Below are 22,011 nucleotides of genomic sequence, written 5' to 3'. Positions count from 1 at the left end.
AAAAGTCGGATGCTCAGGCGGCGACGCGGAAGCGCGACACCGAATTCTTCAGTTCCTGCGCGAGCTCCGCCAGTTGCCGGATCGACTGCGCGGTCTGCTGCGTGCCGCCCTGTGCCTGTTCGGTGATCGCGAGGATGTGCTGCATATTATGCGCCACGCCGTTCGCGGACGTCGCCTGCAACCCGGCGGCAACCGCCATCCCCTGGATCAGCTCGGCGAGACGGTTCGACACGCGCGAGATGTCGGCCAGCGCCGCGCCGGCCGCGTCGGTCGTGCGCGCGCCCTCGACGACGCCCTGCGTCGACTTTTCCATCGCCGCCACGGCGTCGTGCGTGTCGGTCTGGATGGTGCGCACCAGCGCGCCGATCTGCTTGGCCGCTTCGGCCGACCGTTCCGCCAGCCGCTGCACCTCTTCCGCCACGACCGAGAAGCCGCGCCCCGCCTCGCCGGCCGATGCGGCCTGGATGGCGGCGTTCAGCGCCAGCACGTTGGTCTGTTCCGTGATGTCGGAAATGAGTTCGGTGATCTCGCCGATCTCCTGCGACGATTCGCCCAGGCGCTTGATGCGCTTGGAGGTTTCCTGGATCTGCTCGCGGATCTCGCCCATGCCGCGGATCGCGTTCTGCACCGCCGTCGCACCCTGCTCCGCCGCCGCCACCGACTGGCGCGCCACCTCGGCCGACTCCTTCGCGGAGCTGGACACGTCCGTGATCTCGCCCGCCATGCGGAACATGGTGGCCGACGTGTCCTGGATCTCGCGCGCCTGCTGGCCCGCCGCGACGAGCAGCCGGCTCGACACCTGCTGCGCATCGTTCGACGCCTGCGTCACCTTTTCCGCCGTGTCGATCACGCGCACGACAAGGCCGCGCAACTCTTCCACCGTGTAGTTGACGGAGTCGGCGATGGCGCCCGTGATGTCTTCCGAGACGGTGGCGTACACGGTCAGGTCGCCGTCCGCCACTTCCTGCAATTCGTTCATCAGGCGCAGGATCGCGGCCTGGTTCTGGTCGTTGGTGGCCTTGGCTTCCTCTTCCTTGGCCTGGGCCAGCAGGCGCATCGCCTCCGCTTCCTGGCGGCGGGCATCGGCGCCGCGGGTGCGGTTGCGCGAATCCTGCAGCATCACGCGCGAGACGCTGCCCGCCGTGACGAGGGTGAAGATCGATGCCGCCACGAGCACCCACAGCCACATGCCCGTGCTGCCCTCGCCGGCGCGGTACGACGTCTGCAGGTCGGTCAACTGGCGGCGCAGCGCCTCGTTGTCGCGGAAGATCGTCTGCTCGGCGGCCTTGGCGGCCGTCATGTCGGACAGTTTGTCGAGGAAGGTCGAGATCAGCTTCTGGCAGATGTCGAATTTCGACTGCACTTCTTCCAGCTTGGCGCGCAGGTCCGGATCGCGCAGCGGGGCCAGGCCCAGCGCGGCGCTGCCGTTCAGCAGGCCGTCGACGGTGGCGCGGAACGTGGTCGTGTCGCGGCCCATCTGGAACGCGGTCTCGGGACGGATGCCGCCGGACGTCAGGAATTCGCTGGCGCTGCGCGACAGGCGCTGCGTCAGCATCATCATGCGGCCCAGCGCCGCCAGTTCGCGCGCGCTGCCGCCGCGCGCCGTGCGCTCGGTGAGGATGTCTTCCGTCAGCGCCAGCATTTCCGGCGCCAGCACGTCGAGCTGCTTGAGGTTCTTGTCGAAGGCGACCAGCTCCGGCTTCATCTTGAGGATGCTGGCGGCGGCCGCGTCGGACACGTTCCACTTCTTGCGCACGGCGGCCAGTTGCGCGGCGAGGTCGCCCGTCGACGCGGGAATCGCGTTGCCGTTGAAGTCGCCGCCCCGGGCCAGCAGGTCGAGGTCGCGCGACAGGGCGATGCGGCTGTCCTGCAGCTGCGTGAAGGCGTCCGGCACGCCCTGCATCGCGTTCGGCGCGGCCTTGCCCACGCGCTGCGAGTGCATCAGCGCCTCGCTGGCGATCTGGGTCTGGCCGCTGGCGATCGCGCCGCTGCCGGCATTGCGCCACAGCGACAGCAGGGTGAGCAGGATTCCGATCGCGAATGCGGCAAGCAGGATGCGCAGCTGGCGCGGCAGCGACAGGTGGCCGATCAGCGGCAGGCGCAGTTCGTCGTCCCCGCTGGCCATCCCGGTCGCCGCCTCCTCCGCATGGCGGCGCTTGCGCCGGGCGAGCTGGCCGAGGCGCAGCGCGGCGTCATCGGCGGAACCCGTCGGCGCCGTGCCGCTGACCGGGCCGGCGGGAATCGTGCCGGCACCGAACTGCGTGTCCGGCGACGCCAGCACCGTGCCGGGCGCCTGCGCATCGCCGCCCCCGTCCTTGGGGAAGAAATTCATCGACAGTTTGGATACGAATCCCATGCCAGCTCCAGTACAGAACCTGTGTTTGATTGATTTTTTAGCGTGCGACCTGCAGGAAGCGGTCCTCGCGCGCGAGCGCGGCCAGCGACAGCGGCGTCCATTCCTGGCCGTCGGCGTCGCGCAGGCGGGCATCGAGCGGCGTCATGTCGGCGGCGTGGCGCAGGCCGACGACCTTCGCCACCAGCAGCGCGCACGGAAAGCCGAGACCGGACGCGAACGTCACGAGCCGCGTGCCGGCCGTCGGCGCGGTGCCGGCAACCTCGGGATCGAGATAGCGCGCCAGGTCGACGACGCCCAGCAGGTTGCCGCGCACGTTCGCGAGGCCGAGATACCACGGCTGCGTGAGCGGCACGGCGGCCAGCGGCGGCAGCGGCACGATCTCGCCCGCTTCGACGAGGTCGAGCAGGTAGCGCACGCCGCCGATCTCCACGCCCAGCTGGTGCGCGCGCGCGCCGCTGCTCGTGCGCGCGGCCTGCATGCGTTCGAGCAGCTGTTCCTGGTACTGGCGCAGGCGCGCGCGCCTGGCCGCGCCCTTCTGTCCGGCGACGTCGCTGACGTCCATCTCAGGCGCCGAGCGTGGCGATGGTGGCCAGCAGCTTCGCCGGATCGACCGGCTTGACGAAATAATCCTTCGCGCCCTGGCGCATGCCCCAGATGCGGTCGGTTTCCTGGTTCTTGCTGCTGCAGATGATGACGGGGACGGACGCCAGTTCCGGGTCGCGCGCGATCGAGCGCGTCACCTGGAAGCCGTTCGCGCCGGGCATGACGACGTCCATCAGGATCAGTTCCGGGCGCTCGGCGCGGATCTTGGCCAGCGCGTCCTCGCCGTTGTCGGCGGTGGTCACGGTGAAGCCGTTGCGCACGAGGATGTCGGTCAGGTAGTAACGTTCGGTCGGGGAATCGTCGACGATCAGGATTTTTTGTATGGCCACGGCGGGCTCCGCATCGTTGGAATCAGGCAGCCGCGTCGGTCCGGCCCTGCGCATGGTCGCGCACGGCCGCCAGCAGGCTGTCCTTGGAAAAAGGTTTGGTCAGGTAGGCGCTCGAGCCCACCATCGTGCCGCGCGCGCGGTCGAACAGGCCGTCCTTGGAGGACAGCATGACGACCGGCGTGGCATGGAATTTCGCGCTCTTCTTGATCAGCGCGCAGGTCTGGTAACCGTCCAGGCGCGGCATCAGGATGTCGCAGAACACCAGGGACGGATGATGGTCGTTGATCTTGGCCAGCGCGTCGAAGCCGTCTTCGGCCAGCACCACGTGGTAGCCGGCCTGCGTCAGGAAGATTTCGGCGGACCGACGGATCGTGCTGCTGTCGTCGATCACCATGATCGTCAGGCCTGTCGGTTGCGTCGTCATATTCGTTTCACTTCAGCATGAACACGCAAGATAGCATAGGGTCTGCTGCTTGTGCATGAAGTGTTGCGTTACGTCAACTTGTCAAAACACGGTTCATTGACGGGATGACACGAAACATTGGCGGGACGCTATCGCCCCTTGATCGACAGGCAAGAAAACCGCTCAGATCGCGGTCATTTCGAAGTCGTCCTTGCGCGCGCCGCATTCCGGGCACGTCCAGTTCATCGGGACATCGGCCCAGCGGGTGCCCGGCGCAATGCCGTCGTCCGGTGCGCCGGCGGCCTCGTCGTAGACCCAGCCGCAGATCAGACACATCCAGGTCTGGTACACCTGTGTTTCAGTACTCACTTCGATTTCCTCTTTTCGGTTCAGATAAAATGGTGGGGAAAGGTATAGTATTCTACCCGCTGTGCAAAACCAAACGTCTCCACTCATCCTCACGTTCGGGCCTGCCGACCCGGTCGGCGCGCTGGGCATCCAGTCCGACGTGACCGTCTTTGCCATGCATGGCTGCCACGCCCTCTCGGTCGTGACGGGCCTGCTCGTGGCGGACTCCGCGCGCGTCGACGACATCCACCCGACCGACCACACGCTCGTCGTGGAACAGGCGCGCATGCTGCTCGAGGACATGCCGGTGGCCGCCATCAAGGTCGGCACGCTCGCGAGCCTGGAGCAGATCGCCGCGGTGGCGGAGATCGTGTCCGACTATGCCGACGTGCCGCTCGTGCTCGACCCGTTCACGTCGTCGCTGCCCGACTGCGGCCCGCGCGACGACGACATGCTGACCCTCATCCACCAGTTGCTCGCGCCGCAGGCCAGCGTGTTCCTGCTGTCGCAGCCGGAACTGGCGCGCCTGGCGGATTGCTGGCGCGACCCGGGCAGCATCGCCACCGTCGCCGAGGACGCCGCGGAGCTGACGGGCATCGGCTGCGGCCACGTGCTCGTGACGGGCGTCGGCGGGGGCGACGGCAGCCGCTGCAACGAGTTGTACGAGCCGGACGGCCTGGCCACCGCCCTGCCCTGGGCCCAGCACCTGCCCGGCCCGTTCGTCGGCGCCGGCAACACGCTGTCGGCCGCGCTGGCGGCGCGCATGGCGCGCGGCGCGGGCGCGGCGGACGCCCTGCCCGGCGCCCAGGACTACGTCACCGGCACCCTCGCCCACGCCTGCCGCTTCGGCATGGGCCGGCTCATTCCGAACAAGATCTTCCGCGCTCCCGGCGCGGCCTGCTAACCCCGCCGGCGCCTGCCGCCCGGGATTCATCCAGACAACCATGACCGCTACGCCTGACACCACCTCGAAAAACGACATCCTGTTCGCCCGCGCCCAGCAGACCACGCCGGGCGGCGTGAATTCGCCCGTGCGCGCCTTCCGCTCCGTCGGCGGCACGCCGCGCTTCATCACCCGGGCCGAAGGACCGTATTTCTGGGATGCGGACGGCAAGCGCTACATCGACTACATCGGCTCCTGGGGCCCGGCCATCGTCGGCCACACCCACCCGGAAGTGGTCAAAGCCGTGCAGGATGCGGCCGCGCGCGGCCTGTCGTTCGGCGCGCCGACCGAAGGCGAGATCGAGATCGCCGAGGAAATCTGCCGCCTCGTGCCGTCGATCGAACAGGTGCGCCTCGTCTCGTCCGGCACGGAAGCGACGATGAGCGCGCTGCGCCTGGCGCGCGGCGCCACGGGCCGCGACAAGATCGTCAAGTTCGAAGGCTGCTACCACGGCCACGCCGATTCCCTGCTCGTGAAGGCCGGCTCGGGCCTGCTCACGTTCGGCAACCCGACGTCGGCCGGCGTGCCGGAAGACTTCGTCAAGCACACGCTCGTCCTCGACTACAACAACATCCCGCAGCTGGAAGACGCGTTCCAGTCGATGGGCGACACCATCGCCTGCGTGATCGTGGAAGCCGTGGCCGGCAACATGAACCTGATCCGCGCGACGCCGGAATTCCTGCACCGCATGCGCGAACTGTGCACGGAATACGGCGCCGTGCTGATCTTCGACGAAGTGATGTCGGGCTTCCGCGTCGGCATCGGCGGTGCGCAGGCGCTGTACGGCATCACGCCGGACCTGACCGCGCTCGGCAAAGTCATCGGCGGCGGCATGCCGGTCGCCGCGTTCGGCGGCCGCGCCGACCTGATGCAGAAGATGGCACCGATCGGCCCCGTCTACCAGGCCGGTACGCTGTCCGGCAACCCGGTCGCCGTCGCTGCCGGCATGACCACCTTGAAGCTGATCCAGCAGCCGGGCTTCTACGAGCACCTGACGGCGCAGACGAAGAAACTGGTCGAGGGCCTGACGGCGGCCGCGAAGGAAGCGGGCATCGCCTTCTGCGCGGACAGCGTCGGCGGCATGTTCGGCCTGTATTTCGCCGACACCGTCCCGACCGGCTACGCCCAGATGATGGCCGGCGACAAGGAGCGCTTCAACCGCTTCTTCCACGGCATGCTGGACGAAGGCGTGTACTTCGCGCCGGCCATGTTCGAAGCGGGCTTTGTCTCGGCCACGCACGACGATGCCGTGATCGCGGAGACGGTCGAAGCCGCGCGCCGCGTTTTTGCCCGCCTGGCGTGATCGCGCCAGGCACGACATGCCGCTGAAGCTGTTCCGCCGCCTCACCGACAATGCCACGCTGAAATCGCTCGGCCCCGGCCTGATCACGGGCGCGGCCGACGACGACCCGTCCGGCATCGCGACCTATTCGCAGGCCGGCGCGCAATTCGGCTTCAACACGCTGTGGACGCTCGTGCTGACCTATCCGTTCATGGTCGGCATCCAGCTCGTGTCGGCGCGCATCGGCCGCGTGACGGGGCGCGGGCTCGCGGCCAATATCCGCCGGGCGTATTCGCCCTGGCTGCTGTACGCGATCGTCTCCCTGCTGCTCGTCGCCAACGTGATCAACATCGCGGCCGACATCGCCGCGATGGGCGAAGCGCTGCGCCTCGTCACGGGCACCGGTTCCAGCCACCTGTACGCGCTCGGCTTCGGCCTGCTGTGCCTCGCGCTGCAGGTCTTCCTGCCGTATGCCACCTACGTGCGCTACCTGAAATGGCTGACCCTGGGGCTGCTGGCGTATGTCGCGACGGCGTTCGCCGTGCACATGCTGTGGACGGAAGTGTTCGCGCGCACCATCTGGCCGCATTTCGCATTCACGAAGGACTCCGTCGCGCTGATCGTCGCCGTGTTCGGCACGACGATCAGCCCCTACCTCTTCTTCTGGCAGGCGTCGCAGGAAGTCGAGGAGATCCGCAACGACCACCACACGCGCGCACTGCGCACGCGCCCGCGTGACGCCGCGGCGCAGCTGAAACGCATCAAGACGGACACCCTGATCGGCATGGGTTTTTCCAACCTTGTCGCGTTCTTCATCATGCTGACGACAGCCGTGACGCTCGGTGCGCACGGCATCACGGACATCCAGTCGTCCGCCCAGGCGGCCGAGGCGCTGCGGCCGGTGGCGGGCGAGTTCGCGTTCATCGCATTTGCGCTGGGCATCATCGGCACGGGCATGCTCGCCGTCCCGGTGCTGGCCGGGTCGGCCGCGTACGCCGTCACCGAAAGCTTCCGCTGGCGCAACGGCATGGACCTGAAGGTCGTCGAGGCGCGCGAGTTCTACGGCATCATCGCGCTGGCCACGCTGGGCGGCGTCGCGCTCGACTTCGCGCCGGTCGACCCGATCGCGGCGCTGGTGCTGTCCGCGCAGATCAACGGCGTCATCGCCGTGCCGATCATGGCCGTCATGATGCTGCTCGCGCATAACCGCAAGATCATGGGCGGGTATACGCTGTCGACGCGCCATACCGTCATCGGCTGGATCGGCGTGGCCGTGATGCTGGTGGCCGTCGTGGCCATGTTTGCGACGATGTGACCGGCTGATCGTCCCCCACGCGTGGGGCTGCACCTGCACGACGGGGCGCTTTACGATGCGCTCCTCATCGTACATACCGTCAGGAGCCGCACCATGCAAACCACGACCGTCAATCCGCTGCCGCAACCGCAGTTTTCGCGCGCCGGCATCATCTGGATCAAGCTGGCCGTCCTCTACCTCATCTTCGGCATCTCGCTGGGCATCGCCATGGGCGCCAGCCAGAACTTCACCCTGCGCCCCGTGCACGCCCACGTCAACCTGCTGGGCTGGACGACGCTGGCCCTGGCCGGCCTGATCTACAGTATCTTCCCGAAGGCGGGCGAAAGCCGTCTCGCGCGCCTGCATTTCTGGCTGCTGAACCTGGCCTTGCCCGTGATGATGGTCGCGCTCTCCATGCTGCTGCTGGGTCACATGGCCTTCGCACCGGCGTTGGTCATCGCGGAAATCATCGCCGCGCTGGCCATTCTCGCGTTCGCCGCCAATCTGTTCCTGAATCTCAAGCAATAACGGGCCGCTCTCCGGTTATACTTTCCGGATAATAAAACCGGAGAGAGGCAACGACATGGCTGTGCGTATCGTCCACTGTTCCTGCGCTGTGCTGATCGCAGCAAGCGCGCTGTTCGCCGGCACCGCCGGCGCCGCAACGACCAATCCAGGAACCAGCATGGAAAAGAAAACCGTATCGCTCGACACCATCCGCCGCCAGGAGCAGGCGCTGCAGTTCACGTCCTTCGACAACGACGCGGCGCTCGCGATCGGCAACAAGATCGTCGAGCAGGCAAAGGCGGACAAGGTCGCCGTCACGATCGACATCACGATCAACCGCAATCCGCTGTTCTTTTACGCGATGGCCGGCACGAGCCCGAACAACGTCGACTGGATCCGCCGCAAGAGCAACCTCGTGAACCGCACGGGCCACGCGTCGTTCTTCGTGCACACGGAAGCCGTCAACGCGGGCCGCGATTTCGACAACCTGCCCATGTTCGACTCGAAGGACTATGCCGCGCACGGCGGCTCGTTCCCCATCGTCGTCAAGGGTACCGGACAAGTCGGCACGATCACCGTGTCGGGGCTCGCGGGCGTGGACGACCATGCGATGGTCGTGCGCGCGCTGAATTGGTATCTGAAGGCGGACGTGCCGCTTTGATTACTTGAGCCACCCGCGGTGGCGGAAGTAGAGGAACGGGGCGATGGCGCTGACCACCATCAGCCCCAGCGACCAGCCGTAGCCGAACTTCCAGTGCAGTTCCGGCAAGAAGTCGAAGTTCATGCCGTAGACGCTGGCTATCAAGGTCGGCGGCAGGAACGCGACCGAGGCCACCGAGAAGATCTTGATGATCTTGTTCTGGTTGATGTTGATGAAGCCGACGGTGGCGTCCATCAGGAAGTTGATCTTGTCGAACAGGAAAGACGTGTGGCCGTCGAGCGATTCGATGTCGCGCAGGATCTGGCGCGCCTCCTCGAACTGTTCCGCGTTCAGCAGCCGCCCGCGCATCAGGAAGCTGACGGCACGGCGCGTGTCCATCATGTTGCGGCGAATGCGGCCGTTCAAGTCTTCCTCGTGGGCGATCGCATTCAGCGCGGAGGCCGCGTCCTGGTCGGTGAATTCCTTCTGCAGCACGCGCTGACTGACGTCTTCCAGGCTCTCGTAGATGCCTTCCAGCGCATCGGCCGAGTACTCGGCGTCGGTCGCGTACAGGTCCAGCAGCACGTCCATGTAGTCCTCGATCGACCCGGGCCGCGAGCGCGCACGCAAGCGCACGAGGCGGAATACGGGCAGGTCGTCCGTGTGGACCGAGAACAGGATCTTCTTGGCCAGGATGAACGCGACCGTCACGATGCGCGACGGGCCGTCCTCTTCCTCGCGCAGGAAGTCGGTGCGCAGGTGCAGGTCGCCGTTTTCCGCCTCGTAGTAGCGCGCGGATGCCTCGATGTCCTGGACTTCGTCCTCGCCGGGCAGGATCACGTCATAGGTCGTCTTGACCCAGGCGCGCTCCTCGTCGGTCGGGTCGAGCAGGTCGACCCAGACGGCAGGCGCGTTCTCCAGATCGGCACGCGACGCGATGGGTATCTGGTTCAGTCGGCCATTTTGTAGGACAAATACGTTGATCATGCGCTGCTTTCTCGGCCGGATTCGGAAACAGCGCAAGTGTACCTGTAAGCCCTGAGGCCGGCCAGTCCGAACGCACGTTTTCCCAGGCAAATTCCCAAATTCGGGGTCAGGTCCAATTTCGCCGTAAATTCGGGGTCAGAGTGAGATGCACCGGTTTGGTAGACAGGTTAAATCAGGTACACCCGTGCATTTTTTCGACTTCAGCTGGCGTACGGTAGCCGAGCGTCTGATGAAGTCGTTGCTGATTGTAATACACGTCGATGTAGGCGGTAATGGCGGCTAGTGCCGACTGCTGATCTTCATAGATCGTGTGGTGCGTCAGCTCGTTCTTCAGGTTCGAAAAGAAACTCTCCGCCACGGCGTTGTCGTGGCAGTTTCCTCTGCGGCTCATGCTTGGGCGTATCTGGTTGTCGCGCAGATGATTGCGAAACATGGCTGAGGAAAACTGCGAGCCCTGATCCGTATGGCAGATCATCCCGTTGACAGGCTTTCGCTGTGCGATACCAGCTTGCAGCGCTGTCACGGCCAGGTTCGCTGTCTGGCTCGTTGCAGTGGCCCATCCGATGACACGATGCGTGCACAGGTCGACGAAGGCGGCAAGATGCAAAGGTCCCTTCCTTGTTGCGATCTGCGTCATATCGCCGACCCAGACCCGATTGGGCAGCGTTACGGCAAATTGGCGTTTGACCAGGTCTTCCGCCGGCGGCTCGGTCTTTTGATACGTCCGCATCTTTTTGAACCGCGCCATGCGGCGGGTTTCGATGCCAGCGATCCGACGTATCCTGGCCACGCGGTTACGACTGCAATTTACACCTTCAGCAAGTAGCAAACGCCATGTTTTGATGACGCCTGGCGCGTGCCATTGCTCTGCGTGCAGTTCTTCGATGCGACTACGTAGCGCCACGTCTTCGCGGCTGCGTATGCTCGGCTCGCGCTCACGTGCGGCATAACAACCGCTTCGGCTCACCTCCAGCAACCGGCACATCATCGCAATCGGAAACTCTTTGCGATGCTCATGAACAAAGGCGTACCTTACGGCTTGCGTTTCGCAAAGTACGCGTCGGCCTTTTTTAGGATGGTGTTCTCCATCTTCAACCGCTCATTTTCCCGCCGCAGCCGGGTCAACTCATCCTCGTCCTGTGCCAACGGCCGCCCTGGGCCGTTGAACGCCTTCTCGGCGCCAGCTTTCTCAAGCGTCTCGGCCCATTTGTAGAGCACGTTGCGCCGCACGCCAAGCTCCAGTGCCAAGGCTGTCGCGTTATCAGTTGCCTTCAGGCGTGTGACCGCCTCTTGCTTGAAAGCCTTCGTGAACTCTCTGCGCTCGGTAGGAGCAGGTTTAGTCTTATCCATGGGAACGCATTGTCCTCTATTTGGGATGTCCACTAAACCCGGTACACCTCAGAGCACTTTTTGTGGCAATGGCCACGCGGCATGTTTGAGGCATCAGCGCAACGAAAACACCGTGAGGGCACTGGCATGAACGGCAAAAGCGGGGCCGAGCGCTGCGGATCGAAATGTGCTCTGACCCCGAATTTTGACAAAAATGTGCTCTGACCCCGAATTCGTCCCGTCGTCCGGTCCGTTCGTCCCTCGACCGTGCCGCGGCCGCGGCGGTTGTCGAATAATCCATCCATGCACATTATCCGATCCGGCGGCGCGGCCGCGCTGCTGCTGGCCGTCCAGGCCGGCCTTCATGCCCAGACCGCGCCCATGCAACAGGTCGTCGTCAGCGCTGACGCGAATGCGCAGCGCGCGCAGTCGACCACGACTTCCATCGTCGTCGGCCGCGACGAGATTCTGCGCCAGGGCGACGGCACGCTGTCCGACGTACTGAAACGGCAACCCGGCATCACGGTCGATGCCAGCCCCGGCAAGGCCGCCACGATCCGCATGCGCGGCATGGGCGGCGGCTACGTGGCGCTGCTGCTCAACGGTTTGCCGGCGCCGGCCGGCTTCGCGCTGGAGTCGCTCGGTCCCGACGTCATCGAGCGGATCGAGATCCAGCGCACCGCCACCGCCGAAACCTCCAGCCAGGCCGTGGCCGGGACCATCAACGTGATCCTGCGCCGCGCCGGCCCGGCCCGGGGCGCCGCCGCGACCGAGGTCAAGGCGGGCAGCGCCGTCGTGGACGGCTATCTCGCGCCGCAGCTCGTCGCCCAGCACAGCGGCCGTGCGGGCGCGCTGGCCTACACGCTGGTCGCCACCCTCAGGCACAACGAGAATCCCGTCACGGCCGTCACCACGGAAGCGGGCCGCCGTCCCGACCTGCTGCGCCGCATCGCCTGGTCCGACCACCAGACCGAGGAGATGGCGGAACTGGCGCCGCGCCTGACCTGGCAGCCGGACACAAGCGACACCGTCACGGCGCAAGGCTATGTGCGCAAGCGCCGCTTCGACAACACCAAGCGCGAGACGGAGACCACCGAGACCGGCGGTCCGACGGCGTTCCCGCATGCCGTCCAGCGCTTCGCGGCCGATCCGCTGCATGCCTATGCCGACGTGGCGTGGACCCGCAGGCTCGATGGCGGCGCGCGCGTGACGGCCAAGCTGTCCGGCTATTACACCACGCGCGATGCCGCCTTCGTCTACCGCGGCATGGACCTGCGCGACGACCTGCTCGAGACCCATCGCGTCGCCTCCGGCCCGACCGAACGCGAATGGACGTTCAACGGCAGCTGGCGCCGTCCCATGTGGCGCGGCCACCTGCTCGCGGCCGGCTGGGAACTGGGCCGCAAGCGGCGCAGCGAATACCGGCGCGAACGCCAGACCGATGCGGCCGATGCGCTGCTGCTGGCCAGCGACGAGAACTACCGCGCCGGCGTCGCCCGCGGCGCCTTTTTCGTGCAGGACGAGTGGGACATCGACGACGCCTGGTCGGCCTACGTCGGCCTGCGCCGCGAAGACCTGCGCACGACGGGAGAAGGCAATGCGCACGCCGCGGTCGACGTCCACGCCGGCGCGTGGAGCCCGATCCTGCAGGCGCTGTTCAAGCCGGCGGGCGCGCGCGACCAGTTCCGCCTCGCCGTCAGCCGGACGTACAAGGCGCCGAACATCATCCAGTTGATGCCGCGCCGGTACACGGTCGACAACAATAACAGCGCCACCAACCCGGACCAGCAGGGCAACCCGAACCTGCGTCCCGAACTGGCGCTCGCCGTCGACCTGGCCTGGGAGCGCACGATCGGCAAGGACGGCATGGTCGGGGTCAGCGCGTTCCACAAGCGCATCCGCGACGTCACGCTGTTCCGCACTTCCCTGGCCGACGGCGTGTGGACCTCCACACCGGAGAACCTGGGCGGCGCGACCGTGCGCGGCATCGAATTCGAAGGCAGGGCGACGCGGGGCCCGCTGGCGGTGCGCGTGAACGCGGCGCGCAACTGGTCGCGCGTGGACAGCGTGCCGGGACCGGACAACCGCATCGAGGGGCAGCCGACGTACAGCGGCAACGTCGGCCTCGACTACGGCGCCGCCCGCGTCGACCTGGGCGGCACCTGGAGCTACCGCGGCCGGGTGGCCGGCCGCACGAGCGCCGTGCTGTCCAGCGATGACGGCATCAAGCGCCAGTTCGACCTGTACGCGGTGTGGAAGCGCGACGCGACGACGCGGCTGCGGCTGTCCGTGGCGGACCTGCTGCACCGGGACTATCGCGAACGGGTCGCCTACGACGGCGCCAGCCCGCTCGTGCGCACGACAGCCTACCGCGTGCGCACGACCTGGCGTCTCGTGTGGGAAAAGGGGCTGTGAAACGGGCGCTGTGAATCAGGGCAGTTCGGCCGCGTTCATGCGCCGCTGGATGACCGCCGTGCGGCGCGCCAGGTAGTTCGTGTCGCGGTGGCGGTCGTAGTAGCGCGGGTTCGGCAGCATCACGGCCAGCCGGGCAGCCTGGGCGGCGTTCAGGTTCGCGGCCGACGTGCGGAAATAATGGCGCGCGGCAGCCTCGGCGCCGAACACGCCGCGGCCGAATTCGACCACGTTCAGGTAGATCTCGAGGATGCGCTGCTTGTCCATCACCGCTTCCAGCATGTAGGCGATGACGAGTTCCTGGCCCTTGCGCAGGTAGTTGCGCGAGCCGGACAGGAACAGGTTCTTGGCCAGCTGCTGGGTGATCGTCGACCCGCCGCCCACCACCCTGTGCTTCTTGTTGTTGCGCTCGTACGCCTTTTCCAGCGCGTCCCAGTCGACACCGTCATGCTCGCTGAAATTCGCATCCTCGGATGCGATCACGGCGCGCTTCAGGTTGTTCGAGATGCGGGAATACGGCACCCACGCCTGTTCCAGCTTCGCGTTCGGATTCTGCTCGCGCAGCGCCGACAGCTGCTGGCGCATCATGCTCGTGGACGACGGGTTGAACTGCGTCCACCAGCACACCATCGCAAAGAAATACAGCTGCACCAGGACGACGAGCAGCAGCGGCCCGAGGACGAGCCACTTCAGCCAGCGCCGCCCGCCGGTTCTTGCGCGCGCGGGCGCGCCCGCCTTGAGCGTGCCGATGCCGCTCATGATGCGCGCATGCGGGCCAGCAAGGCCGACGTCTCCGGCCGCACGCCGCGCCAGGTAAAGAACGCTTCCGCCGCCTGTTCGACCAGCATGCCGAGGCCGTCGCGCACGGTCGCGCCGTGCGCTGCCGCGAACGCCATGAACGGTGTCGGCTCTTTCCCGTACATCATGTCCAGCGCCAGCGTGCCCGACCGGAAAGCCGACGCGGGCACGGGCGGCAGGTCGGCCGACAGGCTGGCCGACGTCGCGTTGACGACGACGTCGAACGGGCCCGCGATGTCCGTGAAACCGCAGGCGCTGATCTGCCCCGCATACGCCACGTGATCGGCAAAGTGGGAAACGAGCGCATCGGCCGTCGCACGCGTGCGGTTGGCGATCACGATCGCTTCCGGCTTCTCGCTCAGGAACGGCAGGATGACGCCGCGCGCCGCGCCGCCCGCGCCCAGCAGCAGGACGCGCTTGCCGGTGAGCGGCACGCCGGCATTCTTCACGATGTCGGCCACGAGGCCCGGACCGTCCGTGTTGTCGCCGACGATCTCGCCGCCCTCGAAACGCAAGGTGTTGACGGCACCCGCCAGGCGCGCCCGCTCTTCCAGCCGGGTGGCCAGCGCGGCCGCTTCCAGCTTGAAGGGGAGCGTCACGTTGGCGCCGCGGTAGCCCTGCGCGACGAGGTCGCGGACGGTGTCCGCAAAGCCGTCCAGCGGCGCCAGGCAGCGCTCGTACGAGATGTCCTGGCCGGTCGCGGCCGCGAACGCGGCGTGGATGTCCGGCGATTTGCTGTGGGCGATCGGGTTGCCGATCACGCAATATTTATCCGTCATTTAGTCTCCATTACTGAGCTCCCGTTATCCTTCGCCGCGCAATTCTGCCTGCAGCTTTTCCTCGCGGGTGAACTTGAAGCGGGTGACGACGATCCAGAGGTCGTCCTTGTCGGTCGAGCGCATATTGGCCGGGAATTTGCCGAATGGCGCGGCGCGGCGCACGATCGACAGCGCGGCCTTGTCCAGCGCTGGATTGCCGGAACTGCGCTCGATGCGCGGTCCGCCTTCTTTTTCATAGAGCGTCCCGTCCTGGAAGATCGGGATGTAGACGACCAGTTCGCCGTACAGCTTCTTGCCGTTCTGCTGCGGGAAATTCAACGTGCCCACCTCTTCCACGCGCTTTTGCATCGCCTTGTAATACATGGCGTAGCCGACCTCGCGCGTGCTGGGGCTGATGAACGTCTTCTTGGGACGTTTGTTTTCGTCGGCGATGCGCTGGGTGATCTCGGCTGTCATGCGCGCGATGGCCTTGGTGGAGTCGAGGTTGTCCTCGCCCGTGCGGCTCGGGTCGGGCCTGGTCTGGTCGGCCACGGGCGCGCTGTTGAACTGCGACTGGCGCATCTTCGTCAGCACGCTTTTCTGCTGCTGTTCCAGTTCGGCGATGCGGCGCTGCAGGGCGCGGATGGAGTCGCCGTTCTCGACCTTGCGCAGGTCCGGCAGCGGCGACTGGGCGCGGCCGGCGTCGGCATTGCCGCCGCCGTCCAGGTTGGCCTGGGCCAGCGCGTCCGCCTTGACGGGCGCGCGCGCATGCTTCGCGTTGACCAGGATGACCTCCAGGCCCGGATCGGCCGGCTGCAGCCGGAACGCATCCGGCGCGGCGAAGCGGACCGCCAGCAGGGAGGCATGCGCCAGCACCGAACAGGCGATGGCGATCATCAGGGGACGGTTGTGTAGGAGGGTGTTCACGCGCTGCGGGGTGGGACGGTTGGGGTCATGGAACTCCCCATTCTACCGTGCAGGCTGGAATCTTTGGTAGGGTGGGCACCCCGTGCCCACCAAATGGTCGCGTCGCGGCGACATGATGACGAATTCACATCACGCGGCCTGCTCGCCCGTGACGTCGGTCTGCGTCTCCGGATCGGTGACCGCGACCGCGCCCTCGGCCTCGACCGCTTCCGCAGCCGCCGCCTCGCCCGTGTCCTCTTCCTCGTCCAGGCCCAGCTCCTCGGCCGCTTCCGGCGCCACGGCGGCCACTTCGAGCAGGCGCGCCTCCAGCGACAGGTCGACCTCGTCCCAGCGCACGATGTCCAGGCGGACTTGCGCGCCGCGCGCCGCCTGCGGCATGCCCGGCAGGCGGATCACGAGCGGGATCTCGACAAGGCGCAGCACCTCGTCCTTCAGCACGACGGCCTCGACCTGCTTCGCGTTTTCCTGCGCCAGCCAGCGCAGGCACCAGTAGCGCTCCATGTTCTGCTGGAAGTCGTTATAGGCGGAGTACGCGGCGTCGAATGCGGAGACGATCGAGAACAGGGTCGCATCGCGGTGCTTGAACGGGGCGACGAGCGGTGCCGTCACGCCGTTCGTCGCGCACGCGAGGATCTGCCACTGGTTCACGAGGTCCGTGTAGCGGCGCAGCGGCGAGGTCGACCAGGCATATTGATCGACGCCGAGGCCCTGGTGCGGCGCCGCGTGCGTCACCATGCGCACCTGCATCTTGGCGGTCCAGCCGCCGGCGCCCGGCCCTTGCGAGCGGTAGATGCCCGGCACGCCGCAGTCGTGCAACAGCTTGCCCCACGTGCTGTTTGCGAAGATCATCAGCTCGGCCACGATCTTGTCCAGCGGCGCGCCGCGCTTGCGGCGCACGATCGTGACAACGTCGTCCTCGACATAGAAATTGAAGTCGACGCGGTTGGCCTGTTCCGGCTTCAGGCCGAACGCTTCCCGCTTCTTCATGCGGCCCGCTTCCAGTTGCAGCGCCCACTGCCACAGCAGGCCCAGTTCCATCTTGTGCGGGTAATCGCCTTCGCCGTTGTTCAGCGTTTCCTCGTTGACGACGTCGTCGAGGTCGTTGTGGCGCAGGTTGTTCTTGATGGGCACGCGCTCGGCGCGGGTCGTCGTCGAGAGCACGGTCCACGTGGCCGGATCGAGCACGGCATACAGCGACAGCGCCGGGCAGTCGTTGCCCTCGGCCAGCGTATAGGCGTCGACGACCTCGTCCGGCAGCATCGTGATCTTGTCGCCCGGCATATACACGGTCGACATGCGCGCGCGGGCGATCTTGTCGATGGCGTCGTCCGGACGGATGCCCAGGCCCGGCGCCGCGATGTGGATGCCCACGCGGACCGTGCCGTCATCGAGCTTCTCGACGGAAAACGCGTCGTCGATCTCGGTCGTCGTCACGTCGTCGATCGAGAACGCGGCCACGTTCGCCAGCGGCAGGTCGGCGGGCGGCGTCGGCACGGCGACGGGCTGGAAGCCGGCGCCGCGCGGGAAGTGTTCGAACAGGAAGCGGCCCATGTGCAGCTCCTTGGCCGACGCGATGCCGCCCGTGGACAGCATGAGGCGCGGGGCCGTCGTCTGCAACTCGTCGGCCGCCGTTTCGAGGGCTTTATATTCGATGCTGTTCTTGTCCGGCTTGAACAGCAGTTGCTGGACGAGCGGCTGCATGGCCTGCGGCAGCGTGCCGGCCTTCAATTCTTCGACATACGCGGCCTGCACGATGGCCTGCTGTTTCTTCTTTTCGATGCCGGCGAGCGCCGCACGCAGCGACTGTTCCGGCGCCGCCTTGTAGCGGCCGCGGCCCTTCTTGTAGAAATAGATGGGCGCGCCGTGCAGTGCCAGCACGAGGCCGGCCGCTTCGAACGGCAGCGGCGCGTGGCCGAAGTATTCGGCGCCCAGTTCGGCGAATCCGAATTCTTCCTGGCCGGCGACTTCCCACAGGAACTCCAGATCGACGTCCGCCGCGACGGCCTTCGCCTGTTCCAGCAAGGTAGCAGGATCGGGCTTGTCGAACTGCAGCATCACGTCGCGCGCCTTGACCTTGGTACGCTTCCCGCTCGGCATTTCGACCTGGTAGGCCTCGCCCGCCTGCGACAGCACGGTGCCGACCTTGAAATCGCCGGACTCTTCGAAAAATAAGTTCATTTTGTATTCGTATTCATATTAAATGCGGTCGCCTCGAGATCGAGCACCTCGGGCAGGAAGACCTCGGTGACCAGCAGCAGTCCCTGGCGGCGGCGGTACACGCAGCGCCGCGCAAAATAAGTGTCGCGGGCCGGATCGACCCGGCCGAGCGCGGCGTTCACACGCGCCAGCAGCGGATGGCCGGGACGCAGCCGCGCGAATTCCAGCTCGCCGCGCGTGACCCGCGGATCGTAAAACAGCGTGGTGCCGAGCGAACGTTCGCCCAGCGCCGAAAACAGGGGCCAGTCGCTCGCACTCGCACTCATCGGCACGACGGTGTGGCCGTACACGACCGGTTGGCCGTCGCAGCGCAGCAGCACTTCGCGTTCCCACACGCGCTGGGGCCGCGCCAAGCCGATCGCGCCGGCCTCGTCCGCCAGGCAGATATTGCCCGCCTGGCGCAGTTTCTGTACCCGGAATTGCCGGCTGTGCGCGATCAGGCGTGCCGTCAGCGAACCCGGCGTCGTCAGCCAGTCGCACATGGCGGCCGGCGCGCCCGTGCCGGCCGGATGCGCCAGCCAGCGGGCCCGGCGCAGCGAAGCGGGCCTCACTGACGATGGTCCGATCCGGCGTCGCCTTCGTTTGGATTATCCGTCAGGCAGAACGCCAGCACCTCATCGACATACTGCTCGAATTCCGACACCGCGTGGTCGCTGCCCTGGATGACGTGCTGGTGCGCGCCAGCGTAATGCGCAACCATGTCGCGGTAGTCCAACACCTCGTCGCCCGTGGCGGCCAGCAGGAAATAACGCTCCGGCCGGGTGATGGCGCCGACCTTCAATGCGGCCAGTTCATCGATGTACTCGCGCTTGAATTCGAACGGCTCGCCCGTATGCCATTCGGTCGTGATGCCGACGTGCTTGTCCAGGTCTTTCAAGGGATCGACGGCCGGATTGATCAGCGCGGCACGGCAGCCGAAGCGTTCCGCCAGCCAGGTGGCGTAGAAGCCGCCCAGCGAGGAGCCGATGATGGCCAGATTGCCGGCATGGCGTTCGACGAGGGTCAGTACGAGATCCATCGCGGCCTTCGGCGAGGCCGGCAGTTGCGGGCAGATGAGGTCGGCGGCGCGGCCGGCCGCCTCCATCCGCTGCTGCACGACTCTCGCCTTGAACGAGCGCGGCGACGAGCGGAAGCCGTGCAGGTAGAGCAGATGCGAGCCGCTGCTCATACCGCCATCGCCTCCAGCAGCTTCTGGTGCACGCCGCCGAAGCCGCCGTTGCTCATCACGAGGATGTGGTCGCCCGGCTGCGCGGCCTGGACGATCGCCTGCACCATGTAGTCGAGCTGGTCGAAGCTGTGCGCGTTGGCGCCCAGCGGTTTCAGGGCGTCGGCCAGCGACCAGCCCAGCGCCTGCTGGCTGCCGAAGCCGAACACGAGGTCGGCATCCTTCAGGCTGCCCGGCAGCGCATCTTTCATGGCGCCCAGCTTCATCGTGTTCGAGCGCGGCTCCAGCACGGCGAGAATCCTGCCCGACGTACCGATTTTCTGGCGCAGGCCGCCGACGGTCGTCGCGATCGCGGTCGGATGGTGCGCGAAGTCGTCATAGACAGTCACGCCGTTCACGACGCCGCGCACTTCCATGCGCCGCTTGACGTTCTGGAAGCGGCCCAGCGAATCGATCGCCTGCGCGGGCGGCACGCCGACGTGGCGCGCGGCGGCGATGGCGGCCATGGCGTTGCTGCGGTTGTGGTGGCCGGTCAGGTCCCAGTGGACGGTGCCCTGTTGCTCGCCCTTGAAGAACACGTCGAAGCTGGAACCGCCCGGATGCTCGACGAGGCTCCAGTCGACACCGTCGGAACCGCCAAAACTTTCCTTCTCGCTCCAGCAGCCGCGCTTCAGCACGCGCGCCAGCGACGCTTCGTCGCCGTTCACGACAATGCGGCCGACGCCGGGCACGGTGCGCACGAGGTGGTGGAATTGGGTCTCGATGGCGCCGATATCGGGGAAGATGTCGGCGTGATCGTATTCGAGGTTGTTCAGCACGGCGGTCTTGGCGTGGTAGTGCACGAACTTCGAACGCTTGTCGAAGAAGGCCGTGTCGTACTCGTCCGCCTCGATCACGAAGAAGTCGGAATCGGTTTCGCCGGACAGGCGCGCGGACACGCCGAAGTTCAGCGGCACGCCACCGATCAGGAATCCCGGCGAATAGCCCGCATCTTCCAGGATCCACGCCAGCATCGACGTCGTCGTCGTCTTGCCGTGGGTGCCCGCGACGGCCAGCACCCATTTATTACGGAGAATATGGTCGCCGATCCATTGCGGGCCAGATACGTACGGCAGGCCGCGGTTCAGGATCTCCTCGACGAGCGGATTCCCGCGCGTCATCACGTTGCCGACGACATAAAGATCCGGGTTCAGGTTCACCTGTTCGGGCCCGTAACCCTGGATCAGCTCGATGCCCTGGGCTTCGAGCTGGGTGCTCATCGGAGGGTAGACGTTGGCGTCGCACCCGGTGACGCGATGGCCGGCCTCTTTGGCCAGCACCGCGAGGCCGCCCATGAAGGTGCCGCAAATGCCGAGGATATGGATGTGCATGACGTGCCGAAGGGATCTCTGTAATAGCGAATACGCGATTCTACCCGACGCGATGCCATTTTCCTTTCAAGAGTATGATCTCGGACATGATGCCCAATTCAAATGACGACCTCCAACAGGTGCGCGCACGCATCGCCGCGACGGCCGCCCGCATGATCGCCCAGGATGGGGCCGATTACTCCACGGCCAAGACCAAGGCGGCGCGACAAGTGCTCGGCGTCGACCGCCCTTCCCCGAATTATCTGCCAGATAATCTGCAAGTGGAAGACGAGGTGCGCCGTTACCAGGCGCTGTTCCACGGCCCGGCCCAGGCTGCACGCCTGCAGCACATGCGCGCCACAGCGCTCGAAGTAATGGAACAATTGGCCGAGTTCCGTCCCTATATCACCGGCGCCGTATTAAATGGAACGGCCGGCGAACATGACGACATCCACCTGCAATTATTTGCCGACAGCGCCAAGGAAGTCGAAATCTGGCTGTTGAACCGCAACGTCAATATCGAGATCTCGGAAACTCCCCACTTCAAAGGGGGACGCCACGATCCGGTAGAAACGGTAAGCTTTATGTGGCAAAAAGAAATGGTGCACGCCGAGCTCTATGACTTGAACGATTTACGCGGTGCATTAAAACCCCGTGCCGACGGCAGTCTGCAGCGCGCAGATGCCGCCACGCTCCATACTTTGATGAATAACGACTCTCTCGAACAAGATGAATAAGAAACACCTGGCCGGCTATGTGATCTTGGCCGCCGCCTTTACCGTGCTCGGCGCCATTGCCGGCGTCAAGCAGGATGCCAAAGGTCCGCTGACGACAACGTATTCGCCCACGGACGGCCGTCCGCACACGGCGGTGACGAATCTGTATGCAACCTCGCTGAACGACCTGGCCGGCAAGCCGCAGCCCCTCGCCCAGTGGAAGGGCAAGCCGCTGCTCGTGAACTTCTGGGCATCGTGGTGCGCGCCGTGCGTGTCGGAGATGCCGGAACTGTCCGAACTGGCGGCCAAGGACGGCGGCAAGCATTTCAATGTGATCGGCATCGGCATCGATTCCCCCACGAATCTCGCCGAGTTTGCCCGCAAAATCAAGATTTCCTACCCACTGTACATAGGCGGCATGGGTGGCACCGACCTCGCGCGCGGCCTCGGCAACGCGAACGGTGGGCTGCCATTTACGGTGCTGATCGGCGCAGATGGGCAGGTCCGCAAGACTTACCTGGGCCGTCTGAAGTTCGATCAGGTACGCGCCGACCTGGCCAAGTTGTAGTTTCAGTGAACGGTCGTTCACTTATTTTCCGACTTCTTTTTATCGCTTGCCAACACGTAACGTTGGCGGCAAAATGCCTG

Annotated in this window: 22 protein-coding genes and 1 pseudogene; 8 read left to right on the top strand and 15 right to left on the bottom strand. The window is 65.9% G+C overall.

Features of this window, described 5'->3' with window-relative positions:
• Positions 1 to 13 precede the first annotated feature (13 nt).
• The 5 genes from P0M04_RS12920 to P0M04_RS12900 all read right to left on the bottom strand — a co-directional run bounded on the left by P0M04_RS12920 (position 14) and on the right by P0M04_RS12900 (position 4,027).
• On the bottom strand, positions 14 to 2,356 hold the full coding sequence (locus tag P0M04_RS12920; protein WP_259449670.1) for a methyl-accepting chemotaxis protein: 2,343 nt from the start codon (positions 2,354 to 2,356) through the stop codon (positions 14 to 16).
• A 37-nt stretch (positions 2,357 to 2,393) separates the two neighbouring features.
• Complete coding sequence (locus tag P0M04_RS12915; protein WP_259449669.1) at positions 2,394 to 2,918, bottom strand: chemotaxis protein CheW; 525 nt, start codon at positions 2,916 to 2,918, stop codon at positions 2,394 to 2,396.
• A 1-nt stretch (position 2,919) separates the two neighbouring features.
• Complete coding sequence (locus tag P0M04_RS12910; protein WP_025511923.1) at positions 2,920 to 3,288, bottom strand: response regulator; 369 nt, start codon at positions 3,286 to 3,288, stop codon at positions 2,920 to 2,922.
• 22 nt (positions 3,289 to 3,310) lie between these two features.
• Entirely contained in the window at positions 3,311 to 3,712 is a 402-nt protein-coding gene (locus P0M04_RS12905; protein WP_259449668.1) for a response regulator, read from the bottom strand.
• Between the two features lie 162 nt (positions 3,713 to 3,874).
• Positions 3,875 to 4,027 carry a rubredoxin gene (locus tag P0M04_RS12900; protein WP_029755924.1) on the bottom strand — a complete coding sequence of 51 codons (153 nt, stop codon included), beginning with the start codon at positions 4,025 to 4,027 and terminating at the stop codon, positions 3,875 to 3,877.
• A 94-nt stretch (positions 4,028 to 4,121) separates the two neighbouring features.
• On the opposite strand from P0M04_RS12900, the gene thiD reads away from it, so the two are divergent.
• The 5 genes from thiD to P0M04_RS12875 all read left to right on the top strand — a co-directional run bounded on the left by thiD (position 4,122) and on the right by P0M04_RS12875 (position 8,726).
• The gene (gene thiD / locus P0M04_RS12895; protein ID WP_259449667.1) at positions 4,122 to 4,943 is read left to right on the top strand and encodes a bifunctional hydroxymethylpyrimidine kinase/phosphomethylpyrimidine kinase; all 822 of its coding nucleotides are present in this window, start codon (positions 4,122 to 4,124) and stop codon (positions 4,941 to 4,943) included.
• Between the two features lie 40 nt (positions 4,944 to 4,983).
• Positions 4,984 to 6,285, top strand: coding sequence for a glutamate-1-semialdehyde 2,1-aminomutase (gene hemL / locus P0M04_RS12890; protein ID WP_259449666.1), 1,302 nt, complete (start codon positions 4,984 to 4,986; stop codon positions 6,283 to 6,285).
• A gap of 16 nt (positions 6,286 to 6,301) precedes the next feature.
• The gene (locus P0M04_RS12885) at positions 6,302 to 7,579 is read left to right on the top strand and encodes an NRAMP family divalent metal transporter (protein ID WP_259449665.1); all 1,278 of its coding nucleotides are present in this window, start codon (positions 6,302 to 6,304) and stop codon (positions 7,577 to 7,579) included.
• A 93-nt stretch (positions 7,580 to 7,672) separates the two neighbouring features.
• Positions 7,673 to 8,086 (top strand): cbb3-type cytochrome c oxidase subunit I, encoded by a 414-nt coding sequence (locus P0M04_RS12880; RefSeq protein WP_259449664.1) that lies wholly within the window; start codon positions 7,673 to 7,675, stop codon positions 8,084 to 8,086.
• Between the two features lie 55 nt (positions 8,087 to 8,141).
• On the top strand, positions 8,142 to 8,726 hold the full coding sequence (locus P0M04_RS12875) for a heme-degrading domain-containing protein (protein ID WP_259449663.1): 585 nt from the start codon (positions 8,142 to 8,144) through the stop codon (positions 8,724 to 8,726).
• Here P0M04_RS12875 and corA read toward each other — a convergent pair whose 3' ends face one another.
• From corA to P0M04_RS12860, 3 genes and pseudogenes are all read right to left on the bottom strand, one after another.
• The gene (gene corA / locus P0M04_RS12870) at positions 8,727 to 9,692 is read right to left on the bottom strand and encodes a magnesium/cobalt transporter CorA (RefSeq protein WP_259449662.1); all 966 of its coding nucleotides are present in this window, start codon (positions 9,690 to 9,692) and stop codon (positions 8,727 to 8,729) included.
• A gap of 172 nt (positions 9,693 to 9,864) precedes the next feature.
• Positions 9,865 to 10,704: pseudogene (locus P0M04_RS12865) on the bottom strand (IS3 family transposase); the annotation flags it as partial.
• A gap of 20 nt (positions 10,705 to 10,724) precedes the next feature.
• Positions 10,725 to 11,042, bottom strand: coding sequence for a transposase (locus tag P0M04_RS12860; RefSeq protein ID WP_259452990.1), 318 nt, complete (start codon positions 11,040 to 11,042; stop codon positions 10,725 to 10,727).
• Positions 11,043 to 11,324: 282 nt separating this feature from the next.
• Here P0M04_RS12860 and P0M04_RS12855 point away from each other — a divergent pair, with 282 nt between their 5' ends.
• A complete protein-coding gene (locus P0M04_RS12855) occupies positions 11,325 to 13,436 on the top strand; it encodes a TonB-dependent receptor plug domain-containing protein (protein ID WP_259450850.1) in 2,112 nt (703 codons plus the stop codon).
• A gap of 15 nt (positions 13,437 to 13,451) precedes the next feature.
• On the opposite strand, the gene mtgA is transcribed toward P0M04_RS12855, so the two are convergent.
• From mtgA to mpl, 7 genes are all read right to left on the bottom strand, one after another.
• On the bottom strand, positions 13,452 to 14,192 hold the full coding sequence (gene mtgA / locus P0M04_RS12850) for a monofunctional biosynthetic peptidoglycan transglycosylase (RefSeq protein WP_259450849.1): 741 nt from the start codon (positions 14,190 to 14,192) through the stop codon (positions 13,452 to 13,454).
• Entirely contained in the window at positions 14,189 to 15,010 is an 822-nt protein-coding gene (gene aroE / locus P0M04_RS12845) for a shikimate dehydrogenase (protein WP_259450848.1), read from the bottom strand. The genes mtgA and aroE overlap by 4 nt, the downstream gene beginning before the upstream one ends.
• Before the next feature lie 24 nt (positions 15,011 to 15,034).
• Positions 15,035 to 15,886 carry a TonB family protein gene (locus P0M04_RS12840; RefSeq protein WP_259450864.1) on the bottom strand — a complete coding sequence of 284 codons (852 nt, stop codon included), beginning with the start codon at positions 15,884 to 15,886 and terminating at the stop codon, positions 15,035 to 15,037.
• A gap of 159 nt (positions 15,887 to 16,045) precedes the next feature.
• Positions 16,046 to 18,094, bottom strand: coding sequence for a ribonuclease catalytic domain-containing protein (locus P0M04_RS12835; RefSeq protein WP_259450847.1), 2,049 nt, complete (start codon positions 18,092 to 18,094; stop codon positions 16,046 to 16,048).
• On the bottom strand, positions 18,091 to 18,684 hold the full coding sequence (locus tag P0M04_RS12830) for a chorismate--pyruvate lyase family protein (RefSeq protein ID WP_259450846.1): 594 nt from the start codon (positions 18,682 to 18,684) through the stop codon (positions 18,091 to 18,093). The genes P0M04_RS12835 and P0M04_RS12830 overlap by 4 nt, the downstream gene beginning before the upstream one ends.
• On the bottom strand, positions 18,681 to 19,301 hold the full coding sequence (locus P0M04_RS12825) for a YqiA/YcfP family alpha/beta fold hydrolase (protein ID WP_259450845.1): 621 nt from the start codon (positions 19,299 to 19,301) through the stop codon (positions 18,681 to 18,683). Before P0M04_RS12825 ends, P0M04_RS12830 begins: the two co-directional genes overlap by 4 nt.
• A complete protein-coding gene (gene mpl, locus P0M04_RS12820; protein ID WP_281042452.1) occupies positions 19,298 to 20,632 on the bottom strand; it encodes a UDP-N-acetylmuramate:L-alanyl-gamma-D-glutamyl-meso-diaminopimelate ligase in 1,335 nt (444 codons plus the stop codon). Before mpl ends, P0M04_RS12825 begins: the two co-directional genes overlap by 4 nt.
• A gap of 122 nt (positions 20,633 to 20,754) precedes the next feature.
• Between mpl and P0M04_RS12815 the strand changes: the two genes are divergently transcribed.
• Entirely contained in the window at positions 20,755 to 21,384 is a 630-nt protein-coding gene (locus P0M04_RS12815) for a hypothetical protein (protein WP_259450843.1), read from the top strand.
• Positions 21,377 to 21,931, top strand: a complete 555-nt coding sequence (locus P0M04_RS12810; protein ID WP_259450842.1) for a TlpA family protein disulfide reductase — start codon at positions 21,377 to 21,379, stop codon at positions 21,929 to 21,931. Before P0M04_RS12815 ends, P0M04_RS12810 begins: the two co-directional genes overlap by 8 nt.
• Positions 21,932 to 22,011: the final 80 nt, after the last annotated feature.

Source organism: Telluria mixta, assembly GCF_029223865.1.
Taxonomy (GTDB): Bacteria; Pseudomonadota; Gammaproteobacteria; order Burkholderiales; family Burkholderiaceae_D; genus Telluria; species Telluria mixta.
Note: the sequence above shows the minus strand (reverse complement) of the source record. Positions and strands in the feature narration are given on the sequence as shown.

Excerpts from the sequence above, each read along its gene's own strand:
- P0M04_RS12915 (WP_259449669.1), bottom strand. The coding sequence starts at position 2,918 with ATGGACGTCAGCGACGTCGCCGGACAGAAGGGCGCGGCCAGGCGCGCG.
- mpl (WP_281042452.1), bottom strand. The coding sequence starts at position 20,632 with ATGGGCGGCCTCGCGGTGCTGGCCAAAGAGGCCGGCCATCGCGTCACC.
- hemL (WP_259449666.1), top strand. The coding sequence starts at position 4,984 with ATGACCGCTACGCCTGACACCACCTCGAAAAACGACATCCTGTTCGCC.
- P0M04_RS12885 (WP_259449665.1), top strand. The coding sequence starts at position 6,302 with ATGCCGCTGAAGCTGTTCCGCCGCCTCACCGACAATGCCACGCTGAAA.
- P0M04_RS12920 (WP_259449670.1), bottom strand. The coding sequence starts at position 2,356 with ATGGGATTCGTATCCAAACTGTCGATGAATTTCTTCCCCAAGGACGGG.
- aroE (WP_259450848.1), bottom strand. The coding sequence starts at position 15,010 with ATGACGGATAAATATTGCGTGATCGGCAACCCGATCGCCCACAGCAAA.
- P0M04_RS12880 (WP_259449664.1), top strand. The coding sequence starts at position 7,673 with ATGCAAACCACGACCGTCAATCCGCTGCCGCAACCGCAGTTTTCGCGC.
- mtgA (WP_259450849.1), bottom strand. The coding sequence starts at position 14,192 with ATGAGCGGCATCGGCACGCTCAAGGCGGGCGCGCCCGCGCGCGCAAGA.
- P0M04_RS12825 (WP_259450845.1), bottom strand. The coding sequence starts at position 19,301 with ATGAGCAGCGGCTCGCATCTGCTCTACCTGCACGGCTTCCGCTCGTCG.
- P0M04_RS12875 (WP_259449663.1), top strand. The coding sequence starts at position 8,142 with ATGGCTGTGCGTATCGTCCACTGTTCCTGCGCTGTGCTGATCGCAGCA.
- corA (WP_259449662.1), bottom strand. The coding sequence starts at position 9,692 with ATGATCAACGTATTTGTCCTACAAAATGGCCGACTGAACCAGATACCC.
- P0M04_RS12855 (WP_259450850.1), top strand. The coding sequence starts at position 11,325 with ATGCACATTATCCGATCCGGCGGCGCGGCCGCGCTGCTGCTGGCCGTC.
- P0M04_RS12905 (WP_259449668.1), bottom strand. The coding sequence starts at position 3,712 with ATGACGACGCAACCGACAGGCCTGACGATCATGGTGATCGACGACAGC.
- P0M04_RS12810 (WP_259450842.1), top strand. The coding sequence starts at position 21,377 with ATGAATAAGAAACACCTGGCCGGCTATGTGATCTTGGCCGCCGCCTTT.
- P0M04_RS12835 (WP_259450847.1), bottom strand. The coding sequence starts at position 18,094 with ATGAACTTATTTTTCGAAGAGTCCGGCGATTTCAAGGTCGGCACCGTG.
- P0M04_RS12815 (WP_259450843.1), top strand. The coding sequence starts at position 20,755 with ATGATGCCCAATTCAAATGACGACCTCCAACAGGTGCGCGCACGCATC.
- P0M04_RS12840 (WP_259450864.1), bottom strand. The coding sequence starts at position 15,886 with ATGATCGCCATCGCCTGTTCGGTGCTGGCGCATGCCTCCCTGCTGGCG.
- P0M04_RS12900 (WP_029755924.1), bottom strand. The coding sequence starts at position 4,027 with ATGTGTCTGATCTGCGGCTGGGTCTACGACGAGGCCGCCGGCGCACCG.
- P0M04_RS12860 (WP_259452990.1), bottom strand. The coding sequence starts at position 11,042 with ATGGATAAGACTAAACCTGCTCCTACCGAGCGCAGAGAGTTCACGAAG.